The 21,918-nt window shown below is 33.0% G+C and carries 7 protein-coding genes; 2 read left to right on the forward strand and 5 right to left on the reverse strand.

Annotated elements, in window-relative coordinates:
* Window positions 1-164: 164 nt before the first annotated feature.
* The gene (locus tag ABF633_RS07975) at window positions 165-848 is read left to right on the forward strand and encodes a response regulator transcription factor (protein WP_415523136.1); all 684 of its coding nucleotides are present in this window, start codon (window positions 165-167) and stop codon (window positions 846-848) included.
* On the forward strand, window positions 841-2,406 hold the full coding sequence (locus ABF633_RS07980) for an ATP-binding protein (protein ID WP_415523137.1): 1,566 nt from the start codon (window positions 841-843) through the stop codon (window positions 2,404-2,406). Before ABF633_RS07975 ends, ABF633_RS07980 begins: the two co-directional genes overlap by 8 nt.
* Here ABF633_RS07980 and ABF633_RS07985 read toward each other — a convergent pair.
* The 5 genes from ABF633_RS07985 to ABF633_RS08005 all read right to left on the reverse strand — a co-directional run bounded on the left by ABF633_RS07985 (window position 2,396) and on the right by ABF633_RS08005 (window position 21,766).
* Window positions 2,396-3,106 (reverse strand): 4'-phosphopantetheinyl transferase family protein, encoded by a 711-nt coding sequence (locus ABF633_RS07985; RefSeq protein ID WP_415523138.1) that lies wholly within the window; start codon window positions 3,104-3,106, stop codon window positions 2,396-2,398. The two genes, ABF633_RS07980 and ABF633_RS07985, sit on opposite strands and share 11 nt — an antisense overlap.
* A gap of 204 nt (window positions 3,107-3,310) precedes the next feature.
* A complete protein-coding gene (locus ABF633_RS07990) occupies window positions 3,311-5,065 on the reverse strand; it encodes an AMP-binding protein (RefSeq protein WP_415523139.1) in 1,755 nt (584 codons plus the stop codon).
* A 39-nt stretch (window positions 5,066-5,104) separates the two neighbouring features.
* On the reverse strand, window positions 5,105-14,509 hold the full coding sequence (locus ABF633_RS07995; protein WP_415523140.1) for an SDR family NAD(P)-dependent oxidoreductase: 9,405 nt from the start codon (window positions 14,507-14,509) through the stop codon (window positions 5,105-5,107).
* Between the two features lie 183 nt (window positions 14,510-14,692).
* On the reverse strand, window positions 14,693-15,853 hold the full coding sequence (locus ABF633_RS08000) for an MFS transporter (RefSeq protein ID WP_415523141.1): 1,161 nt from the start codon (window positions 15,851-15,853) through the stop codon (window positions 14,693-14,695).
* A 33-nt stretch (window positions 15,854-15,886) separates the two neighbouring features.
* On the reverse strand, window positions 15,887-21,766 hold the full coding sequence (locus tag ABF633_RS08005; protein WP_415523143.1) for an amino acid adenylation domain-containing protein: 5,880 nt from the start codon (window positions 21,764-21,766) through the stop codon (window positions 15,887-15,889).
* Window positions 21,767-21,918 lie beyond the last annotated feature (152 nt).

Here is a 21,918-nt window from a genome sequence, read left to right on the forward strand (position 1 = left end):
AACTATTTACTGTATAATTGAATTAGAATAATGAAGTTCTAAAATAATTAATCTATAAAAATATAATTATTTTAATATTTACTATAAATATATTGATGTTTACAAACATTGATTTTCAATGATAAATTGATATTTATCAATACATTAGTATCAGGAGGAAATATATGTTAGGCAAAAAAATTCTTATAATTGAAGATGAGTTAAAAATTGCAAGGTTCTTAGAATTAGAGCTAAAGTATGAAGGTTACGAAATTGAACAATGCCATGATGGAAGAAGTGGTCTGCAAAAAGCTCTGGCAAAAGAATTTGATTTAATATTACTGGATATAATGCTTCCTTCCATGAATGGCATAGAGGTGCTTAGAAAATTAAGACAAAGTACTGAAGTTCCTGTAATAATGCTCACTGCTAAAGATGAGGTTATAGATAAAGTAATGGGTCTTGATATGGGAGCCAACGATTATGTAACAAAACCCTTTGCCATAGAGGAATTACTTGCACGAATAAGAACAGCCTTAAAAAATAGTTCAACTAAAATTGAAAGTTCAAAAGTTTTAAGTCTCAATAAACTTAAACTTGATTTAGATAAATATACTGTTTCCTTTGATAATAATCCTGTTGATTTGACAAAAAGAGAATTTGATTTATTGAAATATCTTTTGGAGAATAAAAATATTGTGCTTACCAGAGAAAAGCTCCTTGAAACAGTGTGGGGTTATGATTATACTGGTGATACTAATGTAGTTGACGTATACATAAGATATTTAAGAAGTAAAATCGATGATAAGTATAATAAAAAATTGATTCATACCGTTAGAGGGGTGGGATATGTTTTAAAAGATGATTAATATAAAAAATGCTTTAAAGATATTTATAAGTTCATTAAAATTTATATTTTTAATACCAGTGATAGCAACTAAAACTACTATTATATTATTCAATAAATTGAGAAAGACAATACTTAAAAGACTTTATTTTTCAATAACCTTTAAAATAACCACTACCTATGCTGCAATTTTTACACTGCTGCTTTTATTATTGAGCACAAGTTTATTAGTGGGATTTTCAATATACATGGTAAAAAACACAGAAGATATCATGTATAAAAATTTTCAAATAGTTTCATCAAATATAAAAAATGAAACAGCCATACCCGGAAACCTTATTACTGAAATTTCTTCTTTAGACAACATGGATATAACTATCTTTGATGCACAGAAAAAGCTTATCTACACTACAGAAAAAAATAATAATTCTGCGACTTTTTATAATACCTACAATATGAAAAATGTCTATACTTTAAATAACAGGTATTTGCTGAGTATACCTTATAGTGTAACAAAAAATACAAGCAATGCCTTAAATTTTAATAATAAAACCAATAGCACTAATACTAATTTATATTTAATTTTAAATGATACAGTTCAATGGAATTCTCAAAATATTTATATTCAAATCAGCCATAATTTATATAAAGAATCTCTCAGCCTTTTGATCCTATTTTTCATTTTATTTGTCATCAATTTAACCTTTATAATAACCATAACAATCATTGGAGCCAAAACCAGTAAAAAATTACTTAGACCCGTGGAAAATATGACTGAAACAGTAAAAAATATTACTGTAAATGCTCTAAATACAAGACTTGATGTAAGTGGTTCTCAGGATGAACTAAAAGAACTAGCTGAGACCTTTAATAAAATGTTAGATGGACTGCAGGATTCCTATGAACGTCAAAATCAGTTTGTTTCAGACGCTTCCCATGAACTACGAACCCCAATTTCAGTAATACAAGGTTATTCAAATCTATTATCAAGATGGGGCAAGGATGACAGAGCAGTTCTTGAAGAAGCTATAGAGTCAATTAAAACTGAAGCTGAAAATATGAAAGATTTAATTGAGAAACTTCTCTTTTTAGCTCGGGGAGATAAAAAAACTCAGAAAATAGAATTAAAAGACTTTTATATTAATGAATTAATTGAGGAACTTGTAAAAGAAACAAAATTAATTGATACTTCTCATGAAATAAAAAATATGAGGAACGATAAACTAATGGTGAATGCTGATGCCAAATTAATTAAGGAAGCTTTAAGAATATTTGTAGATAACAGTATAAAATATACTCCAGAGGGAGGTACAATAACATTAAATTCCTTTTCTCAGGGTAATGAGGTAATAATTACAATTGAAGATACAGGCATAGGTATTTCAAAGGAAGATCTTCCAAATATATTTAATAGATTTTACAGAGCAGACAAATCCAGAACAAAAAAAACTGGAGGAACCGGTCTTGGTCTCTCCATTGCAAAATGGATTACATTATCTCATAAAGGCACAATAGATGTATATAGTAAGCTTAATTCAGGCACTAAAATAACATTGCATTTGCCTATACTTAAACTTTAACACCCCTGGATTGTAATACAGACTGAAAAAGATTATAAAATTCCTCAAAACTATAAAACTGAATATTATCTGGAAAAGCTTTTAATTTAGAACAAATTGATAATTTATATTCTTCTATACTGTACTCTTTAAAATAATATTTAGAATTATCATATAGGCAGTATACATCTTTTGGTGAGTTCCTATTTACATTGAAAGAGTTCATTGGAATGTGCATGCCTAAGCCTTTTGCCTTTATGAGGCTTTCTTTCAATGTCCAAATTGAATAGAAATAATCCAGTCTTCTATATACAGGAATATGACTGTATTCTTCATATTCCTGTGGTGAAAAAACATAGTTTGCTGTATCAAAATCTATATTTTTTATATATTCTACATCTATACCTACTTGATAGTTCCCTATGGCACAAACAACTAATTCATTTGAGTGAGATATATTATATTCTAAGCCAATATAATCCTTAAGGAAGGGCTTACCATACCTGTTTGTAGTAAACTCGATTTCATTATTTTTTATTTCAAGTTTACTACATATTAAATATCTTACCAGCAGTTCACCTAATATACCTCTTTTTTTATCCTCAGCTATTTTAAACTTTGATAATCTCTGTGCCTTCTCAGCAGATATATATTCAAAGAACTCGTCTATCATTTTTTCATCTTTGAAGTCTTTAATATTTACAGCATATATTTCAAACATTTTTGTTCTCCTTAAAATTACATTTTTATCAATATATTATTTCCAATTTAACAAATACTAATCAGTATGCTGGCATATTTTGTATCCTACTGCCTCCATAAATCCCTGAGATACATTACTTCAAAGTCACCTATCTCCTTGTGTAATTGAAAATAGACCTCACATCCTTGCCTTACTATTTACTTTCACATGCCTTATCCGACTCTACTCCTTTGTAGCAGCAATTGTATCCATAACTTTTCTGCTAAAAACTTCATACATATTATTAATGGACTCTTCAAATTCACCTTTTCTGTACATTTCCACCAACTTAAATCTCTGTACTTTTCCACTGGTGGTTTTTGGAATAGACCTTACTGGTATGACTTCCTCTACACTTATGTCAATCTGTTCCCCTATTAATTTTTTTACTCTCTCTGCAAAATCTATAAAGTCTTCCATTTTCCTTTTGAAGAGCAAAAATATAATCAATCTGTCCCTTTCAATAAATTTATCCTTTAATGCACAGGCAACTATTCTTCCAGTGGAAATTCCCTCTATATCTTCACATTTATTTTCTATATAGTGTGGGTAATAAGTTATTCCATTAATACATATTACATCCTGTGATCTTCCTATAACAACTATTCTGCCACCCTTTATAAAACCTAAGTCGCCAGTAGCAAGCCATCCATCTTCACTGATTATACTTTTAGTAAGTCCCGGATTGTTATAATATTCTTTTGTAACATTATCTCCACTAATTTGAATATTACCAATCCATCCCTCCTCTAAAATGTTTAAATTATCATCAACTATTCTTATATTGCAGTGCTTTACACTATAACCTTCTACCACTAGTTCCATACTAAGGTCCGATTCTTCACCTTTTTTTAATTCCACAATAGCCTGTCCAACATTTAAGGAATCTCTCCTAACATATATGCAGGAAAATTCCTCATCTGCTGGAGGAAAAGCTACAGCCAAACTGGCATCTGCCATACCATACACGGTGTACATGGTATCTCTTTTTAATCTGTATATAGCTAATTTATACAAAAACTCTTTAATTATATCCACAGATATAGGCTCCGCTCCATTAAATACCTTTCTTATACAACTTAAATCCCACTCAAGATATTCTCTATCCTTTAGGTGGTCTAAAAAGTATCTAAAACCAAAGTTGGATGCTGCTGTAAGTGTAACTCTATGCTCATTAATTTTTTTTATCCACAATATTGGATTTTTTATAAATAATGAGGTTGGCATTAAGTATTGATTAATATTAAAAACTAAAGGCAATAGATGAAGACCTATTATACCCATATCATGGGTTAATGGCATCCAGCTACACATACTATCTCTCTCATTACCCTTAAATCCATCTATAATGTCTCCTATATTAGTTATTAAATTTTTATGGGTTAAAACTACTCCTCTAGGATCTCCAGTGGTGCCAGAGGAAAATTGTATAAATGCTATATCATCTTCATTTATAATTTCTACTCTTCCAATTCCCTCATCTCTAATTACTTTATCCATAGAAATTGAGTTTGCCTTTAAGTCCTCCAAGATTCCTGAAAAGCTTGTTCCCTTTGTAAACTTTTCTATTCCTTGAAGACATTTTTCATCTATGATTATCTTAGGATTTTTCAGCTGACTAAATATTTTTAAAACCTTTGATGCATTTTCTCTATGAGTTACACTTACAGGAACAGGTATTATTTTCCCCAATATACATGCCCAGAAAGTGTATATAAATAATTCATTATCAGTATCTTTAATTTGAAGTATAAGTTCATCACCTTTTTTTAGTCCATTGGCCTGAAGATTATATAAAACCTTCAAAGCCTCTAAGTATACGTATTTATATGGAATAAATTTTTCGTCACTCTCACCTTTTATAAGAAAAACTCCCTTTTCGGAACTATTAGCAGCTGATTTAATTAACCCCTCAGCTAAAGTAATTATATTATCCAAACCCTTCACCCCTCATTTTAATTCATCTGAAATAAATAATTATATATTATTAATGTTAAAATCGCGGCTAAGACTTTCATAAGATTCCTGCTTTTCATTCCTGCTAAGCTCTGTGCTGTCAATAATTTTCATTAAATTCAGAGAATCTGCAGACTCCATTGCAATTTTATAATTCATGATTTTGTCATCCCTTACATCTTCTTCTGTAATAATATTCTTGCTTCCCATTACATTAATTTCATCATACTGCTCCAGATTTTCCTGGAAAGATACCTTATAGATTGAATTTTCAAAAGGATAAGTTGGTAATGCAACCTTAGGAACGTATACCGGGTAAATATTTCTAGGATTATATGCCACACCCAAAATATACATTTTAGCCAGTAAGGTTAAAATTTCTTTCTCTGCTCCTTCAGTATGTGATTTAATATTTAACTGTAAAAATACTTCTCCAATACTTAGCTCAGAAATTTCTTTTTCCATTAATTCATAACTTCCCAAATATAGTATTACTTCATTTCTTTTTAGTATTTGATTTAGTTTGTCATAGACTTTGTCTGCATTTAATATAGTTTTTATAAATGAAATTTTATCCTCACTATTATTAAATACTCCTAAAGAAGTTATCACAGCACAGTTAAAATATGCCCTTCTATTACCATTATCAGTACTAAGTTTATATTCATAATTAAAATTATTCACTATTAAAGTTATAGCCTCTTTAATACTAAGTTCTCCTGTTAATACTGCGCTGCTTAGTATTCCAGCTCCTTTTGCAACTATACTTTCAATGTTCATTTGTAAATCTGCAAAGACACAGCCCAAGGCATATTCAATAGAAAATATCTTTATTTTTTCTTTTATTTCTTCTTTTATATCTTTTATAATTTCTATGTTTTTAAATTCTCTCTCACATTCACCATAACATTTATTAAAAGCTTCAAATCTATTTTTCAATTTTTCAATTTCAGCTTCACTCATAAACAGGGTACCATCTAATAATAAGTGACAGGTAGTTTCTCTATTAGGATTGGCTTTTCCACTATAAATCTCCTCTTCTTTATTCCCCTGTTGAACATCACTTAATAATTTCAATAAAATTTCCTTAGATTCTGCCACCAAAGCAGTTTTGTGGACTAACTGCTTTTGGCTGTTATTCATAGTAACACATATAGAAGACAGATCTATCTCTGGATTTGCCTCTATATACTGCTTCATTCTTTTTGCAATATCCTTTATTACAGCTTCATTTCTGCCTGTGAGCTGAAGAAGATGGAAATTAACATTTTCATTTTTATCTTCTGGCCTCTTGTACTCACTTGCCGGTGCTTCCTCAAGAACAATATGTGCATTTGTTCCACCAAAACCAAAAGCATTTACTCCTGCTCTTAAAGGATTTTTATCCTCTGACTGCCACTGTCTGGTTTCTCCACCTACCACAAAGAATGGAGTTTCCTTGAAATTTATATTTGCATTTGGAACTTCATAATTAACAGTGTAAGGCAGTTTTTTATTCTTCATGGCAAGCACCACTTTAATTAAGCTTACAAGGCCAGAGGCTGCCAGCATATGACCTAAGGAAGATTTCACAGAACCTATGCCGCAAAAGCCTTTTTTATCAGTAAATAACCTGAAGGCCTTTGTCATTCCCTCAACTTCTATAGGATCTCCCAGTGGTGTACCTGTTCCATGGGTTTCTATATAGGATACTGTCTCAGGATTAACTCCTGAATTTCTATAGGCATTTTCTACAGCTTTAGCTTGTCCTTGTGGCCTTGGAGCTGTTATTCCCTGAGAATGTCCATCATTGTTAATTGCAGATCCCTTTATGGTTGCGTAAATATTATCTCCATCCTCTAAAGCCTTTTGCAGCGGCTTAATGACTATGGCACTTACCCCTTCGGATAAAATCATTCCATCAGCACCTTTATCAAAAGGACGACATTCACCGGATGGGGATATAGCACTTAATCTGCTCATGGATATAAATGGTATGGAACTTAAATTGAGATTTACTCCACCTACAATGGCCATATCACTTTGTTTTGTCTTTATACTTTCGCAGGCCATATGCAATGCCACCAGAGAAGAGGAGCAAGCTGTATTAATTACAAGACTTGGTCCCATAAGGTTAAGACAATGACTTACTCTGGCTGCTATTTCATTTAATCCATTTCCAGGCACTGCATCTGGCCTTAATTCTGCTGGTTTCAAAACATTTATAAGAGTATTTATTATATCTTTTTTCTCCTTTGAAGGCATTCTGTTAAACCATTGGCTTTTTTCAAATCTATCCTTTAATATTTCATAGTTTCTGTAATTTGAAAAATGCTCCATATAGTTATTTTGCTCTGCTCCCACAAAGACCCCTATATTCTCCGTTCTATATTTTCCACCATAACCTGCCTCCTGAATAGCTTCAAAGGCCACTTCCAAAAACACTCTTTGCTGTGGGTCCATAGCCTCTGCTTCCTTTGGAGAAATACCAAAGAATACAGGATCAAAATCATAAGCTTTATCAATAAACCCACCATATTTAGAATAGGAAGTATTTAAAGAATCTTTATCTCTATTATATTCATCTTCAATTGACCAACGCTCCTGAGGAACCTGTCCTATGGTTACTACACCATTTTCTAGAATATCCCAATATTTTTCTAAAGTGTCTGCCCCAGGTATTCTCAGTGAAATTCCTATAATAGCTATATCCTCTATTTTTTTATCTTCTTCCTCATTAATATTTTTTACCTTGTCAGTATTATCAATTTTAAAATAGGAATTCTCTATATGATTTGCAAGTGCCTCTGGAGTCTGATATTCAAAAATAATTGTAGGATATAACTCCACCTTTAATTCCTTGCTGAGTTTTTCTATTACCTTTATAGCTCCTACTGAATCCAATCCAAGCTCCAGAAAGTTTGTACCTATATCAAGCTCCTCCACTGGTATCTCCAATTGTCTGCCTATAACCTCATAAACAGTATTCTTTACTTCCTTAGCTTCCAAATAGGATATCTCTCTGTGTTCAGCTTTTGTAACCTCTTCAGCTCTATCTGTATCTTCAACTCTTTCTACAATATTTTCTTTTAATAAGTCTATTATATGAATATTACTTTCTCCCTTTACAGAAATAGCTTCTATAAATGCCTTTGCTGCCTTTTCTGGTGAAAGTGGCCTTAAGCCTTGAGCCTTTATAGCATTTCCAGCTGTTTCTCCAAATACAGCTCCCATTCCCTTGTTATCCCAAAGAGAATAGTTGATAGCTATAGTTTTACCCTGTGCATCTATACTATTTCTGTAATTTGTATAGGCATTGAGAAAAGAATTGGCAGCAGCATATTCTCCAAGACCCTGGGACCATTTCTTTTCGGAAGCGGATACAGAGGATATCATAGTAAAGAATTTCAGAGGCTCCTTTCTTGTAACTAAATCCGTTATAACAGTACCCTGTACCTTTGGGGCAAATACTTTTTTCAGTATATCTACATTTTTATTCAGTAATTTAAATGAGGAATAATCAAGTACTCCTGCTGCATGAACCACCCCTTGTATGCTTCCATACTGATCATTAATTCTGCTTATTAATTTTTCCATTTCAGCTTTATTGGTTACATCTACAGAAGCATACAATACCTTTGCTCCAAGCTTTTCTAAATCCAATATTAACTTAATTTTTTCCTTTACCTCATTACTGTGAGCATTTTCTTCCCACTGCTCTCTTTCCGGCAGAGTACTTCTTCCTGTTAATATTAAATTTATATTGGCCTGTTTTGCTAATTCCCTGGCAAGATCGCCGCCTAATGGACTTGTTCCGCCTGTTATTAAATAGGTTTCTCCTGGATTTATCTGCAATTTATCCATGGAAGCCTTAAAGGGTTCTAATTTACGTACAAAGCTTTTATCATCTCTTATTACTGAGATTCCCTCTGGATCTGATTTTTTATTAAATTCACCGAAAAGTTTATCTGAAATTTCCAGGGTATTTATATATTCCTTAATATCTATATCAATTATCTTAGAAGTGATATTGGTATTATCTTCATCTATAGCTTGAGACAGTACTGCAGCTATGCTCTGATGAGGTCCTATAGCAGTACCTCTTTCATTAACTAACTGAGCTCTATCCGTAACTACAATGAAACTTATATTATTTTCTACTTCTGCCTTAGCAGACTGTGCAATGTTAAATATGCTGTATAAGCTTTCATATAGGAATTTATCCTTTGAAAGAATGATATCTTCCTCATTAAAATCACTATAGGGTAAATTCCAAAGGTGAATAATAAGAGATAGCTTGTGAGATAAATTTTTTACAATGCTATCATAATCCTCATTTTTACTTGGATTTATAACAAAATTATTTTTACCATCATACTTAAAATCTTCTCCTGGCTCTACAAAATAAACAGGATTAACAGCCTTATCAAATCTCTTTGAAAGTTCATTTCCAATCCCCTTAGGGTCATTAAAAATTATTACTGCTCCCTCTTCTATTTTCTGCTGTTGTATATTCATCTCTTCCTGCCACTGCCACTTATAAAGCCAGTTATCTGCCATACTGTAATTTGAGCTTCTATTCCCAAACTTAGGACCGTAGCTCTTTCTTTGGAATGGATACCCAGGTAATTTAACTCTTTTGTAAGTAAAATTCTTATAAAAGATTTCCCAATCTATTTTCGCACCTATAGAATATAATTTTCCAATAGTTTCAAGCAGCACTTCCAAATTATCCTTTTTTCGGTTAACCATAGGTAAAATATTGGAGCTATCTCCCAGTAAAACTGCACTAGCCATACCTGTTAAGGTTTTATCCGGGCCTGCCTCCACAAAAGTGTTTATTCCTTTACTTTTAATGAATTTAATACTCTGCTCAAATTTAACGGGACTCAATATATGCTTCAGCCAATACTGAATATCTACAGGCTTTTCCATAAATCCAGCAGTTATATTGGATACTATAGGTATACTAGGCTCTTTAAATTCTATTCCTTCCAATTCGGCTTGAAATTCCTTAAGCATAGGCCTCATAAGTGGTGTATGAAAGGCTTGTGAAACCTTAAGCTTTTTACACACAATATTATTCTTTTCCAGTATGCCTATAAATTCATCTACACTTTCTGCGGCTCCGGATATGACCTGATGATTTCCGTTGTAGGCAGCTATCCAAACCTCTTTATTAAAATTCTTTATTAAAGCTTCAAGCTTATCTCCAGTAACAAATACTGCTGCCATAGCCCCAGGTATTTTTAAATCATTCATTAATTTACCTCTGGCAGAGACTATTTTTGCTGCTGCTTTAAGTTCCACAACTCCTGCAATACATGCAGCTGCCCATTCTCCCACGCTATGTCCAAGAACACATGCAGGCTTAACTCCTAGATCCATGAGAAGTCTTCCTAGAGAATAATCAAGAGTAAATACCACCGGTTGAGTAATATTAGTCTGTGCCAGAATTTTCTCTTCTGCATTTTGTCCATATATTAAATCCGTTATTTTTTCACCAATGTGGGGATAAAAAGCTTCTGAACACATATCCACATATTCTTTAAATTCTGGAATTACACTATATAATGCTCTTGCCATTCCAACATATTGGCAACCCTGTCCTGTAAACATTAATGCCACCTTAGGTGATTTTTCTACAGTACTATTTTCTAAAGTAAGTTTATCTAATTTTTCAATTAATTCCTTCACAGAAGCTGAAATAACGCTGCATCTATGTTTTAAAGCCGTATTTCTTCTATTTTCAGTGTAGCAGATATCCTCTAGAGAATAATCTTCATGCTCTTTTAAAAATGCAGATAAATTTGATATTTTTTCTCTTAGTGCTTCTTCTGAATGGGCTGTTAAACATAAAACCTGTTTAGATAAATGAGTTTCCACTGTCAAAGCAGCTTCCAAATTCTCAGGAGCTTCTTCCACCAGCATATGGCAATTTGTGCCGCCGAAGCCAAAGGAATTAATTGCAGCTCTTCTGGTACCTTTTTCACTTACCTGCCACTGCCTTGAATTTTCTGTTAAATAAAAAGGTGTATCGGCAAATTTAATCATTGGATTAGGCTTACTCAAATTCACATTTGGTGGTATGGTCTTATTCTTTAAGGCTAAAACTACTTTTATAAAGCTGGCAATTCCTGCTGCATTTAAAAGATGTCCAATATTAGCTTTCACAGAACCAATGGCAATGGATTGATTTTCAGGTTTCCATTTACTGAAGGCCTGAGCAATAGCTCTAACTTCACTGGGATCTCCTATCTTAGTACCTGTCCCATGAGCTTCTACATATTGTATTTCTTTAGGATCTATAGCATTTTTTCTATAAAAAGCTTCTATTACACTTCTCTGACCATCAGGATTTGGTGCCATAACTCCTATGGAATGACCATCATTGTTCACTGCACTGCCTTTAATAACTGCCAAAATATTATCCTTATCTTCTATAGCCTTATTCAGTGCTTTTAAAAGTACTAAACCGCCCCCTTCTCCTGGAACAAATCCATCTGCTTCTGCATCAAAGACCTTTGACTGTCCTGTTTTGGACAATGCCCCTGCACTGCTGAAATATATGTAAGGTGTAGGAGTCAATAAAAGATTTATGCCTCCTGCTATGGCCATTTCACATTCCCTTCTCTTTATAGCATCACAAGCCATATGAATTGTCACTAAAGAAGAAGAGCAGGCAGTGTCTATAGTTAAGCTTGGTCCTTTTAAATTGAATTCATGGGAGGCCCTTGCAACTACCATATTTAAAATATTATCTACCAGTAGATTTGTATGATCTTCAGTATAACCAAAGTTATTTTTCCATTCTTCCATAAAGGAATTTCTCTGCTCACTTGACAGATTGTTAAAACTGCTGAATTCCTTTATATTATTCATGTTCATGGTATTAAGATGATACTCAAAATAATTATTGGTACCTGTACCTGCAAATATACCTACATTTTTCCCATCTACAGCTTCTTTTGAGTAGCCCGCATTTTGAAAGACTTCATAAATAAGTTCCAGCATAATACGCTGCTGAGGATCCATAACCTCTGCCTCTTCACTGGAGATGTTAAAAAATTCAGCATCAAAGGCATAGGGATCATCTATAAATCCGCCTGCACTGCAGTAGGTTTTACCTTGCTTTTTATCAGCATCATAATACTTATTTATATCCCATCTGTTACCAGGTATTTCAGTAATACTGCTTTTTCCATGAGCTAGATTATTCCAGAATTCCTCAGAATTTTTTGCTCCTGGAAAACGACACGCAATTGATACTACTGCTATATCTTGAGCATTTAAATCATTGTTTTGTTGTAAATTTATTTCCTTATCCAGCTTTTTATATTCTGATATTGGTTCTTCTGAAGTCTTCTTATTAAAGAATTTAATTAAATATTCATTCATCTCATTAATAGTAGAGCATTTAATCAATATGTCATGACTAAGGGTTATCTTAAATTCCTCTTCAAGATAATTCAGTAATTGTATTGCCTTAATTGAATTGCCGCCCAATGCAAGAAAGGGTTTGTCAAGTGGAATAACCTCCTCGGGCATTTCCAGTACTTTAGCCCAAATATCCCTTATACCTTTTAAATAATTGTCTTTTAAATGATCATCTTTTTCTAAAGCTATCTCTTTTTCTGTAATTTTATTCTTACTTATATTATCACCATTTGTATTCCCATTAATAAGTAAATCCTTAGCAGAATGGGTACTTTCATTATATTCATTGTTTTTAAAATTTTCCAGTAAGGCAAAACGCTTAATTTTTCCACTGGATGTTTTTGGAATGTCCTTAACTAAGATTAAAAAATCTATATTTATTCCCATTATTTCATTTACAAATGCAATAATTTTAGAATGGAATTCAAGTTTAGCAGTTAACCCTGAAAAAAGAGCTACCTTTTCACTGTTTTCTTTTTCATCCTGCCATGCACAAATAGCTATTTTTCCAGGCTCTACTCCTTCTAAAGCTTCAATTCTGCTTTCTAAATCATGTGCATAAAAATTTTGGCCATTGACAAATATAATATCCTTCATTCTTCCTGTAATGCTGAGACGATTATTTACCACAAATCCCATGTCTCCGGTATTAAACCAGCCCTCTTTAAAAACTTCACTGTTTAGCTGTGGATTATTTAGGTATCCAGGTGTTATGTTTCTACCTTTAATTTGTATTTCCCCTATAGTTCTCTCAGGGACAATCTCACCTTCAGAATTAATAATTCTAAGTTCCATTCCATCTACTACATAACCTAAATCTGCAATGAGAATTGAATCATGATCACCTTCCTTATTTACTACTGCTTTTGATTCTTTTCCCATAATTTTTCTGCTCAAATTGTGATGCATTGGATCTTTATCTAAAGGTGAAAGGCTTATTGTGAGAGAAGCCTCCGCCATACCGTAGGCCTGAACCATGCTGGTTCTCTTTAAGCCGCAGCCTGAAAGCCTATCTAAGAATACATTGACTAATGAAGTAGAAATTGGCTCTGCACCATTTATAATAACTCTTAAGGAGCTTAAATCCCAAGACTTTAAATGCTCCTCCTTTATTCTGCTGAGTAGCAGCTTATACCCGAAATTAGGTGAGCAGGTTACCGTAGCTTTGTGCTTTGAAATTAAATCCATCCATAAAATAGGATTTTTAATGAAGGTCAAGGTAGTCATATTAATAATTTTTGCTACCACAGCTATTTGTGTAATGTGAAAGCCTATTAATCCCATATCATGGCTAAATGGCATCCAGCTTAATATTGTATCTTTAGAGCATAATTTAACTCCCTTTACCATAGATTCAACGTTTATAAGTATATTTTCATGGGTTAATACCACTCCCTTTGGAGTATTTGTACTTCCTGAACTAAATTGTATAAAGGCTGGTGAACTAACCTCTGCCAGGTTAAGTCTGCCTTTTTTATCACCTTTATTTATCTCTTCTGTCCCCAATATCCTCATAGATTTCAGGCCCATTGAATTCTTAAATAAATTATAATTTTCCTTCATCTTTTCATCTACAATAAGCACTGGTTCTTTAAGCTGCCTCCATATGGTTATTATCTTATCTGCAGTTGCATTTCCCTCAGTAAAGGCTGTTGGATGGGTAAGGGGCACTGGTATAATTCCGCCTAATATGCACCCCCAAAAATTTATTACAAAATCTATATTTTCATCTATGACAAATATGGCGTATTCACCTTTTTTAATTCCTGCTTTTTCGAAGACTCCCAATGCCTTATAAGATCTTTCTAGAATTTCCTTATAAGACAGGTAAACTTCACTATAATCCTCACTTACAAATAAAATGCCATTATTAATTTTATTTTCTGCTGCTTCAATAAGCAAGTTACCAAGATTATGCTTTTTGTAGTATATATCCTCTATAGGTTTTCCCTTTAAAATTGATAGTTCATCATTAGTTTTTTCATTTTTTTCAATGGTTTCTTTACTCATCTCTTTTTCCCCCCAAATTGAAGCAAGTTCTTAATTCAGGTGGGGATTCTTTTACCCCATCTGAATTTTAGAACTGCAAATGCATGGCTTACTTGGCGTTGAACTCCCACTTTCACAGAGTGCGTGGGAGACTTACGCCAAGTTAGTCAGGTTAAATTTCATTTATCTGATTAACAATTGTAATTATGCATCCTGCACCTGTGCTCTGTTTACTTTTAAAAATAAATGAGGCAAAAGTGCCAATAGCAATATTAAGCTTAAGCTAAACAAATAATTATTACCTAGCTTATTCATAGCTACCGAAGATAAGGCTGGTCCTGCCGCACATCCAAAACTATAGAAAAATGTAAAATTTGAAGTAGCAGATATAATCTCTTCCTTATTTAAACCCTGAGCCCCCAGCGCCATTGAAATAGGATATATTGCTCCTATACCTACCCCGCATATAAATGAAAAAATCAATTTATACATTAATCCGTGAAACTGGATTATTCCAAAGAAGCCTGCTAAAGATATAAGTACACCTATTATTAAACCTTTTTCTCGGCCTATCTTATCCCCAATATAAGTGATAGGAATTGTTCCAACTATACCTCCAATTACAAACATACCCAGTGCATATCCCATCTGTGAAAGAGTGAAATTATATTTCAGTAAAAAGATCGGATACATGGAGGCAATGGTATTTTCTATAAATCCATAGGAAAAGGCACCCTGCAGTGAAAGAGCTATTTTCCTCGTTACATCTTCCTTTGGCTTATCAGATATATACAATTTTACTTTTATTTTAGAAAGGACAATAACGGCTGCTATAAGTAAGCATAGTGCACCAACTATGAAGGATAAATATATATTACTTTCATAAATTTTAGGTCCACCAATGGTGCCAGCTGCAAACCCGAAGGCAAAGAAAAGAGTATACACGCCACTTATAACCCCCCTATTGGAATCATCAGCAAAGCTATGAAGAGCTGTCTGAGTGCCTACCAGATGAAAACTTACACCAAAACCCATTATTGCCATAAGAATAAACCACAGCACTCCTCCAAAAATAAGAGGAAAAATTATAGTACACATTGAGCTTATAATTAATCCTAAGGCAATAAGCTTCTTTAAATCTCTGTTTCTCATTTTCTTATTGATAAATATTGTTCCAAGGGCAACAGTTAAAAAATATACTGAAGCAATAACCCCAATAAGCAGCTCGCTGACATGATTTCTTGACATATGTGTAGAAGTAAGGGGAATTATTATACCTATAGCGCTGCCAATAAGCAGTGCCATTAAATAAATTACCCATTTACTATTATTGAATATTTTAGCTATTTTCACATTCTCACTCATTCACATAACCCCTTAATTATAGACATCTTAAATCTATTTTCGTATACCTAAACCTAATACGCCCTGCAGCATAGTCATCTGCTGTGAGCCAAACCAATGCATATCCTGCTTTCCATATACCTGAATAGTTTCACCGGTTATGCAATCTGAAGCCTTTGAAGCTAAAAACATTACTACCCCAGCTACCTTTTCCGGTGCTATAGCCTTTGACTTAAGAGCCGCCGGAGCCATATCTGTATCTACTAAAGCAGGACAAACTGCATTTACTTGAATATTGTGAAGCTTTAATTCTTCAGACAAGGCCTTAGTAAGACCCAAAATTCCATGCTTAGAAGCTGCATAAGCTGTCATAAGAGGATACCCTATTAAAGAGGAGTCAGAACCTATATTTATTATTTTCCCACATTTTTTACTTATCATAAAAGGTGCAACGGAATAGCAGAGATTGTAGCTGCCAAATAAATTTGTATTTATAATTTCCTTCCACTCTTCTGGAGCTGTATCCACTAAAGAAGACATTTTTGTAATACCTGCATTGTTTACTAAAATATCAATTTTTCCAAACTTCTCTATCACTAAATTTATTTTTCTCTTCACTTCTTCCAAATCAGTAATATCAGCTTCTATAGCATAAGCCTCTCCACCAAAATTTCTGATTTCTCTTGTAACCTGCTGCAGCTTTGAACCTGTTCTTCCTATTATAATTACAGCGGCACCTTCCTTTGCAATATTTAAGGCAATGGCTCTACCTATACCTGTTCCCCCTCCTGTTATAACTGCAACCTTATTTGATAACTGCCCCTCAGTATGATGTTCCCGAAGACCTATACCACGGTTTTCATTGTCTAAAGGAACAGCTGAAAGCATTGCTTCTAATGTCGAAATATATTTATCTCCTAATTCCTTAATGGTTAAAGCATTAAATAAATTATCTGAATACTCCAGCTCTACTACTAAATTCCCATCAACTATAGAGAAGAAAAATTCCAATATAGATATTCTCTTTTGATGAGGCATAGAAAATCTTCTATCCATATTCTGTCTTGAAAATTCAATTGATTTAAATTCTGGAAGTCTTCTATTTCCCAGGTAATTTGCCCTTACCGGAGTTAATTTTAAATCTGGATACATATAAAAAGGCAGATTTTCTGAAATAAGATCGTAGCTGACCCCCTTTAAAGGGACTTCATCAAATTCCCTTCTTATTTTTTCTACTATGGTTTTTAATTCTTCTTTTTCTTCTATGTCTATTCCCAAAGGAAAATTCACTGCAAAATCACCAGCAGACTCAAAGAAGTAATTATTACTAAAATCTCTTCCGTTAACTCTATGACTTATAATTATTTTGGAACTGTTAAAGTTTTTACTTAAAATTTTATATAGTGGTGCCAGTAATATAGAATATACATTAGAATTAAAATACTTCTTTGCCTTTCCTAAAAGTACTGAGGACAATTCTTTACTTAATGTAAATTTCTCTGTAACTGATGAAGCTTCATCATTAGGCCCTTTGTTAAAATCATAGGGTATATTGAATACAGAATCTTCTGCTGGGAATTTACTTTTCCAGTAATCCATGAATTTTGAACCATTAACTTCTTTTTCCTTTTCCATAGCAGCTATAAAATCTGTATAAGATTTTCTGTCACTTTCTTCTATTGATAAATTTTTTCCAGAAATAAGCTGTGCATATATTTTCCAAATATCCTGAAACAATATTCCATTGGTAATTATATCTGATATAAGATGATGCCCTATCACTGATATGTCATAGGAACTTTCTGAAATCTTGACTACTATAACCTTCCATAGAGGCCATTTATCTACCTTTAATTCTTTAACAGTTTTTACTATTATGTCTTCTACATTTTTATCTCTCTGATCTTTTGAAAGCTTTGAACCATCGTAAAAATCAGCATTTACATTTAAGTCCTCTGAAAGAATTTTTTGTACCCATTTATTTTTTTCTCTAGTAAGCTCACATCTCAATACTTCATGTTTCTTTATGAGCAGTGTAAGTGCTCTGTTAAAATCCTTAAAATCTAGAGGCTGTTTAAAGGTGAACCTTGTAAATCCTGCCCATTGATAAGGATAGTCAAAATAATTCATAAGCCATTTTTGAGCTGGCGCTAAAGGCATTATCCTTTCTCCAGATGTAAGTGAAATATTTGCATCTGTACTCAATGTTAAAGTTTTATCGTAATCATTTCCTATTTCTTTCATAAATTCCACCCCTGGGGTGTAAATATTGGAAGTAATTTTTATCTCAGATGTACAATTATCAGAGGAATCGGAAATAGTGGAAATCATCTTAATCAGAGCTTTTCTATCAGTTTTGCCATTTGGAGTTTTAGGTAAATTATCCAGCCATTTTATCTGGTGAGGAACCATATATTCAGGTAGTTTACTTCCTACAAGTGACTTTATTTTCTTATCCTCTACACAGTTTCCTGATATACATGCTACCAACCTCTTTTGTCCATCCCCATAATCCAAAGCCACTGCGGCTGCTTCCTTTACCATAGGATGACTATGAATTACTGCTTCTATTTCTCCCAGTTCCACTCTGAAGCCTCTTATTTTTATTTGATTGTCTATGCGTCCGTGATATTCATACTCTCCTTGAGCATTTTTAGCAGTTAAATCACCAGTTCTGTACAGATAATCTCCTGGTACATGTTTAAAGGGATTTGATTTAAAGGCCTCAGAAGTTTTTTCAGCATTATTTAAATAGCCTTTAGCAAGCTGTATGCCGCCAATCCAAAGTTCTCCTACTTCGCCCTCTGGAAGCTCTCTCATATTTTCATCCAAATTCAGTATATATACATTATCAATAGCTTTTCCTATTGGAATGCTGATTTCTCCACTAGCTCCCGGTCTTCTCTCTATTACATGGCAGGTTACATCAATTGAAGCTTCTGTAGGTCCATATAAATTAGCCAATCCAACCCCCATTCCGTATTTATCTATCCACTTTTGCATAAAGGACATTGGCAGAGCTTCTCCGCTGTAAATAAGCCATCTTAAATCATTAAACTGATAATCTTCATCTTCTATGGCATGAATAAATTCTCCAAATAATGAAGGTACAAAATGCATAATATTAATTTTATTTTCTATAATCCATTCAGCAAGCCTCCAAGGATTTTTAACAATTTCCTTCCTTACAGGGCATACAGTTCCCCCATACATTAGTGGCCAGAATAGTTCCCAAATAGATATATCAAAGCAGCAGGAGGTCTTTTGTGCAACTCTTTCTCCAGGCTTTAAATTAAACATCTTCTGATGCCAGGTAAGTCTGTTCATATAACCTTTGTGACTTAGCATAACTCCCTTAGGTTTTCCCGTAGAGCCTGAAGTATAAATGATTAACATCAAATCTTCTGGGCTGCTTATATGTTCAGGTGCTTCTTCTGAAACCTCCTCCCAGATATCTCTTTCTACCTGTACAAAATTAACTTTATCTTTAATAACTTCACCTTCATCTAAAAATACAAGTCCCTGAATATTTTCATTCTCTTCCAGTATTTTTGATAAATCCTCTTTTAAAGCCTGCTCCGTAAGAAGTATTTGTATCTTGGCATGATTTAATATATATTTGATACGATCTGATGGATAAGCTGCATCCAAAGGTACATAGGCTGCCCCAGCCTTAAGTATTCCAAGCATGCCTATTAGCATATTGGGTCCAGGCAAAGTCATAATTCCAATTAAGGAACCTGTTGTAACCCCCTGTTCTCTCAAATAATTAGCAATTTTGTTAGACAAAAGCTCCAGTTCTCTATAGGTAACTGACTGATGTTCATAACTTATAGCATCAGCACTTGGTGTCTTTCTGCACTGCTCTATTATCTTCATATATGGTATATATAGCTGTTCACCCTTCACATATTCCTTTAGTTTTTCATTTTGCTCAGAATTTTTATTTTCATAGGAGCTCATATCTTTATGAATGCTTGAAATTATTTCTCTCAAGGTTCTGCATTCAAACAGTGAATTTCTGTCTACAATTTTATAATTCTTCACAAGTCTTGTAATAATACGTATACGCTGTAATGAGTCCATTCCCATTTCCGCTTCTAAGTCTCTATCCATATCTCTGCTGCAAATTGATGTGGAGCATACTTCATTAAATACATTGGAAACTTCGTCAATTAAATCAGCTGCATAACTTGCAGTAATGTTAACAGTTTTTTGTGGCTTTATTTCATATTGTGCCAATTCTTTAATATTGTCTATAAAATTATTAATAAGCTTATCTATGTCCTCTCTATGAAAAAAAGAACTATCATAATTGGAAGATATGAAAAGTCTGCCTTGGAATATCTCTATGAGATTATCAATAGCTCCTGCATTTGTAGAAGTATAAGCTTCATAATCATATACATTTATATCTCCATAATAGCTATTTATATTTGTATTTCCCACAAAGGATAAATATAAATTTGACTTTAAACTTGCTCTTATAAAGCCTTCAATAATAGGAGACATTTTACCGTTATTCAGCATTTCCTTATGCTTTATCTCACCTGCTGCTTCAAAAATCTGTGCTCTATCAAAGCCAGCTGCTATTGCATTTTTTATTTCCATATCAACCTTTTTTACCATAGCATCTAAAGTCTCATTGTTTGCTTCTACATTATTAAAGGTCAATGCTAAATTCTGAGCAAAACACCCTAACATTCCCGTTGCATCAGCATTAGGGTATACTTTTCCTCCTGTAGGTAAGTTCAGTATTATATTATTAAATTCTGAAGACTGTTCTCTAATTGTCTTTAAATAGGCACTGGTAAGCAATGTAAATAGAGATACCCTCCATTTTTTTGTGGACAACATCAACCTTTTCACTGTATCCTTATCAATACTGTATTTTATGCTTTTTACCTTGGCATAGGGATTATGAATTTTTTTATCATTATAGGGATTAAAAAAATATTTATTTTTCCCCTGCTTTTTTAAGTATTCCTGAAGTTTATTTATCTCCTGCTGATCTTTCCATGAATTGATACTTTTAACTACTTCATTGTAATGTAAAGCAGATATTTTTTGCTGGCAATTGTATTCCTTCCCTGATACTTTTGACCCATATATATCAAGAAGTTCCCTTATAATCTCCTGATTCCCTAGTCCATCAGAGATAAGATGGCTATTAGAAAATATTATTTCATATTCTAACTCCTCTGTTTGAATCACTTCAATATTGTGCAATGGCCATTTAAAAATATCAAATCTTTCATTTATTATCTCTTCAAATTTCCTGTTGAGATACTTATCTTGTTCCTGATGCTTAAAATTTCTAATATCATGAACACGAATTTCCGGTGGTGCAATATAATCTGATAACAAAAACTTATATTCTTCAAAGGCCTTTGCTCCTTCTGGCACCTGAAAATAGGCTTGCAATACTATATGTCTATGTATTAATTCCCTCCAGCTTTCCCATAAATAATTTATATTTAGCCTTCCTTTTATCCTTATTCCATTACAAATTGTTATAGTGCCCACAGCAAAATAAGATGCTAAAAATGGATATTGTGCATTTAATATTTCTAAACTTATCTCTTCCCCATTATCTCTATTCTGTAAATATTCCTGTTTTTCTATTATCTCATTAACTTCTCTGCTAATATTTTCTTTAGAAGAATTCCAGATTTCAAAAACCTCTATTATATCACCTATGGTATCCAAAATCATAAGAGAATTCACTGGATTTTCCTTCATAAATTCCTCCAGCTGATCTTTCGGAATTAATTTCATTAGCTCATTCATTAAAGTTACCATTTTTATTGAATCAAAGCCCAAATCACTTTCTAGATACATATCCATTTCTAAATCTTCACTGTTATGACCAGTAACTTCTGAAATTATATTCAAAATATCCTGAGCCATTTTACTCAATTGGCTATTTATCATATTAATCACCTCTCTAATTTATAATGTTAATAAATTTTCTAACTACTATTTTCAATCAAAACATTATATAACGTAAAATTTCTGTTTTTATTCTCTTGTTTATTGAAGCAAGTTCTTAATTCAGGTGGGGATTCTTTTACCCCATCTGAATT

The organism is Clostridium sp. (genome assembly GCF_047718555.1).
Classification (GTDB): domain Bacteria; phylum Bacillota; class Clostridia; order Clostridiales; family Clostridiaceae; genus Clostridium_I.

Excerpts from the sequence above, each read along its gene's own strand:
- ABF633_RS07975 (WP_415523136.1), top strand. The coding sequence starts at position 165 with ATGTTAGGCAAAAAAATTCTTATAATTGAAGATGAGTTAAAAATTGCA.
- ABF633_RS07980 (WP_415523137.1), top strand. The coding sequence starts at position 841 with ATGATTAATATAAAAAATGCTTTAAAGATATTTATAAGTTCATTAAAA.
- ABF633_RS07985 (WP_415523138.1), bottom strand. The coding sequence starts at position 3,106 with ATGTTTGAAATATATGCTGTAAATATTAAAGACTTCAAAGATGAAAAA.
- ABF633_RS07995 (WP_415523140.1), bottom strand. The coding sequence starts at position 14,509 with ATGAGTAAAGAAACCATTGAAAAAAATGAAAAAACTAATGATGAACTA.
- ABF633_RS08000 (WP_415523141.1), bottom strand. The coding sequence starts at position 15,853 with ATGAGTGAGAATGTGAAAATAGCTAAAATATTCAATAATAGTAAATGG.
- ABF633_RS08005 (WP_415523143.1), bottom strand. The coding sequence starts at position 21,766 with ATGATAAATAGCCAATTGAGTAAAATGGCTCAGGATATTTTGAATATA.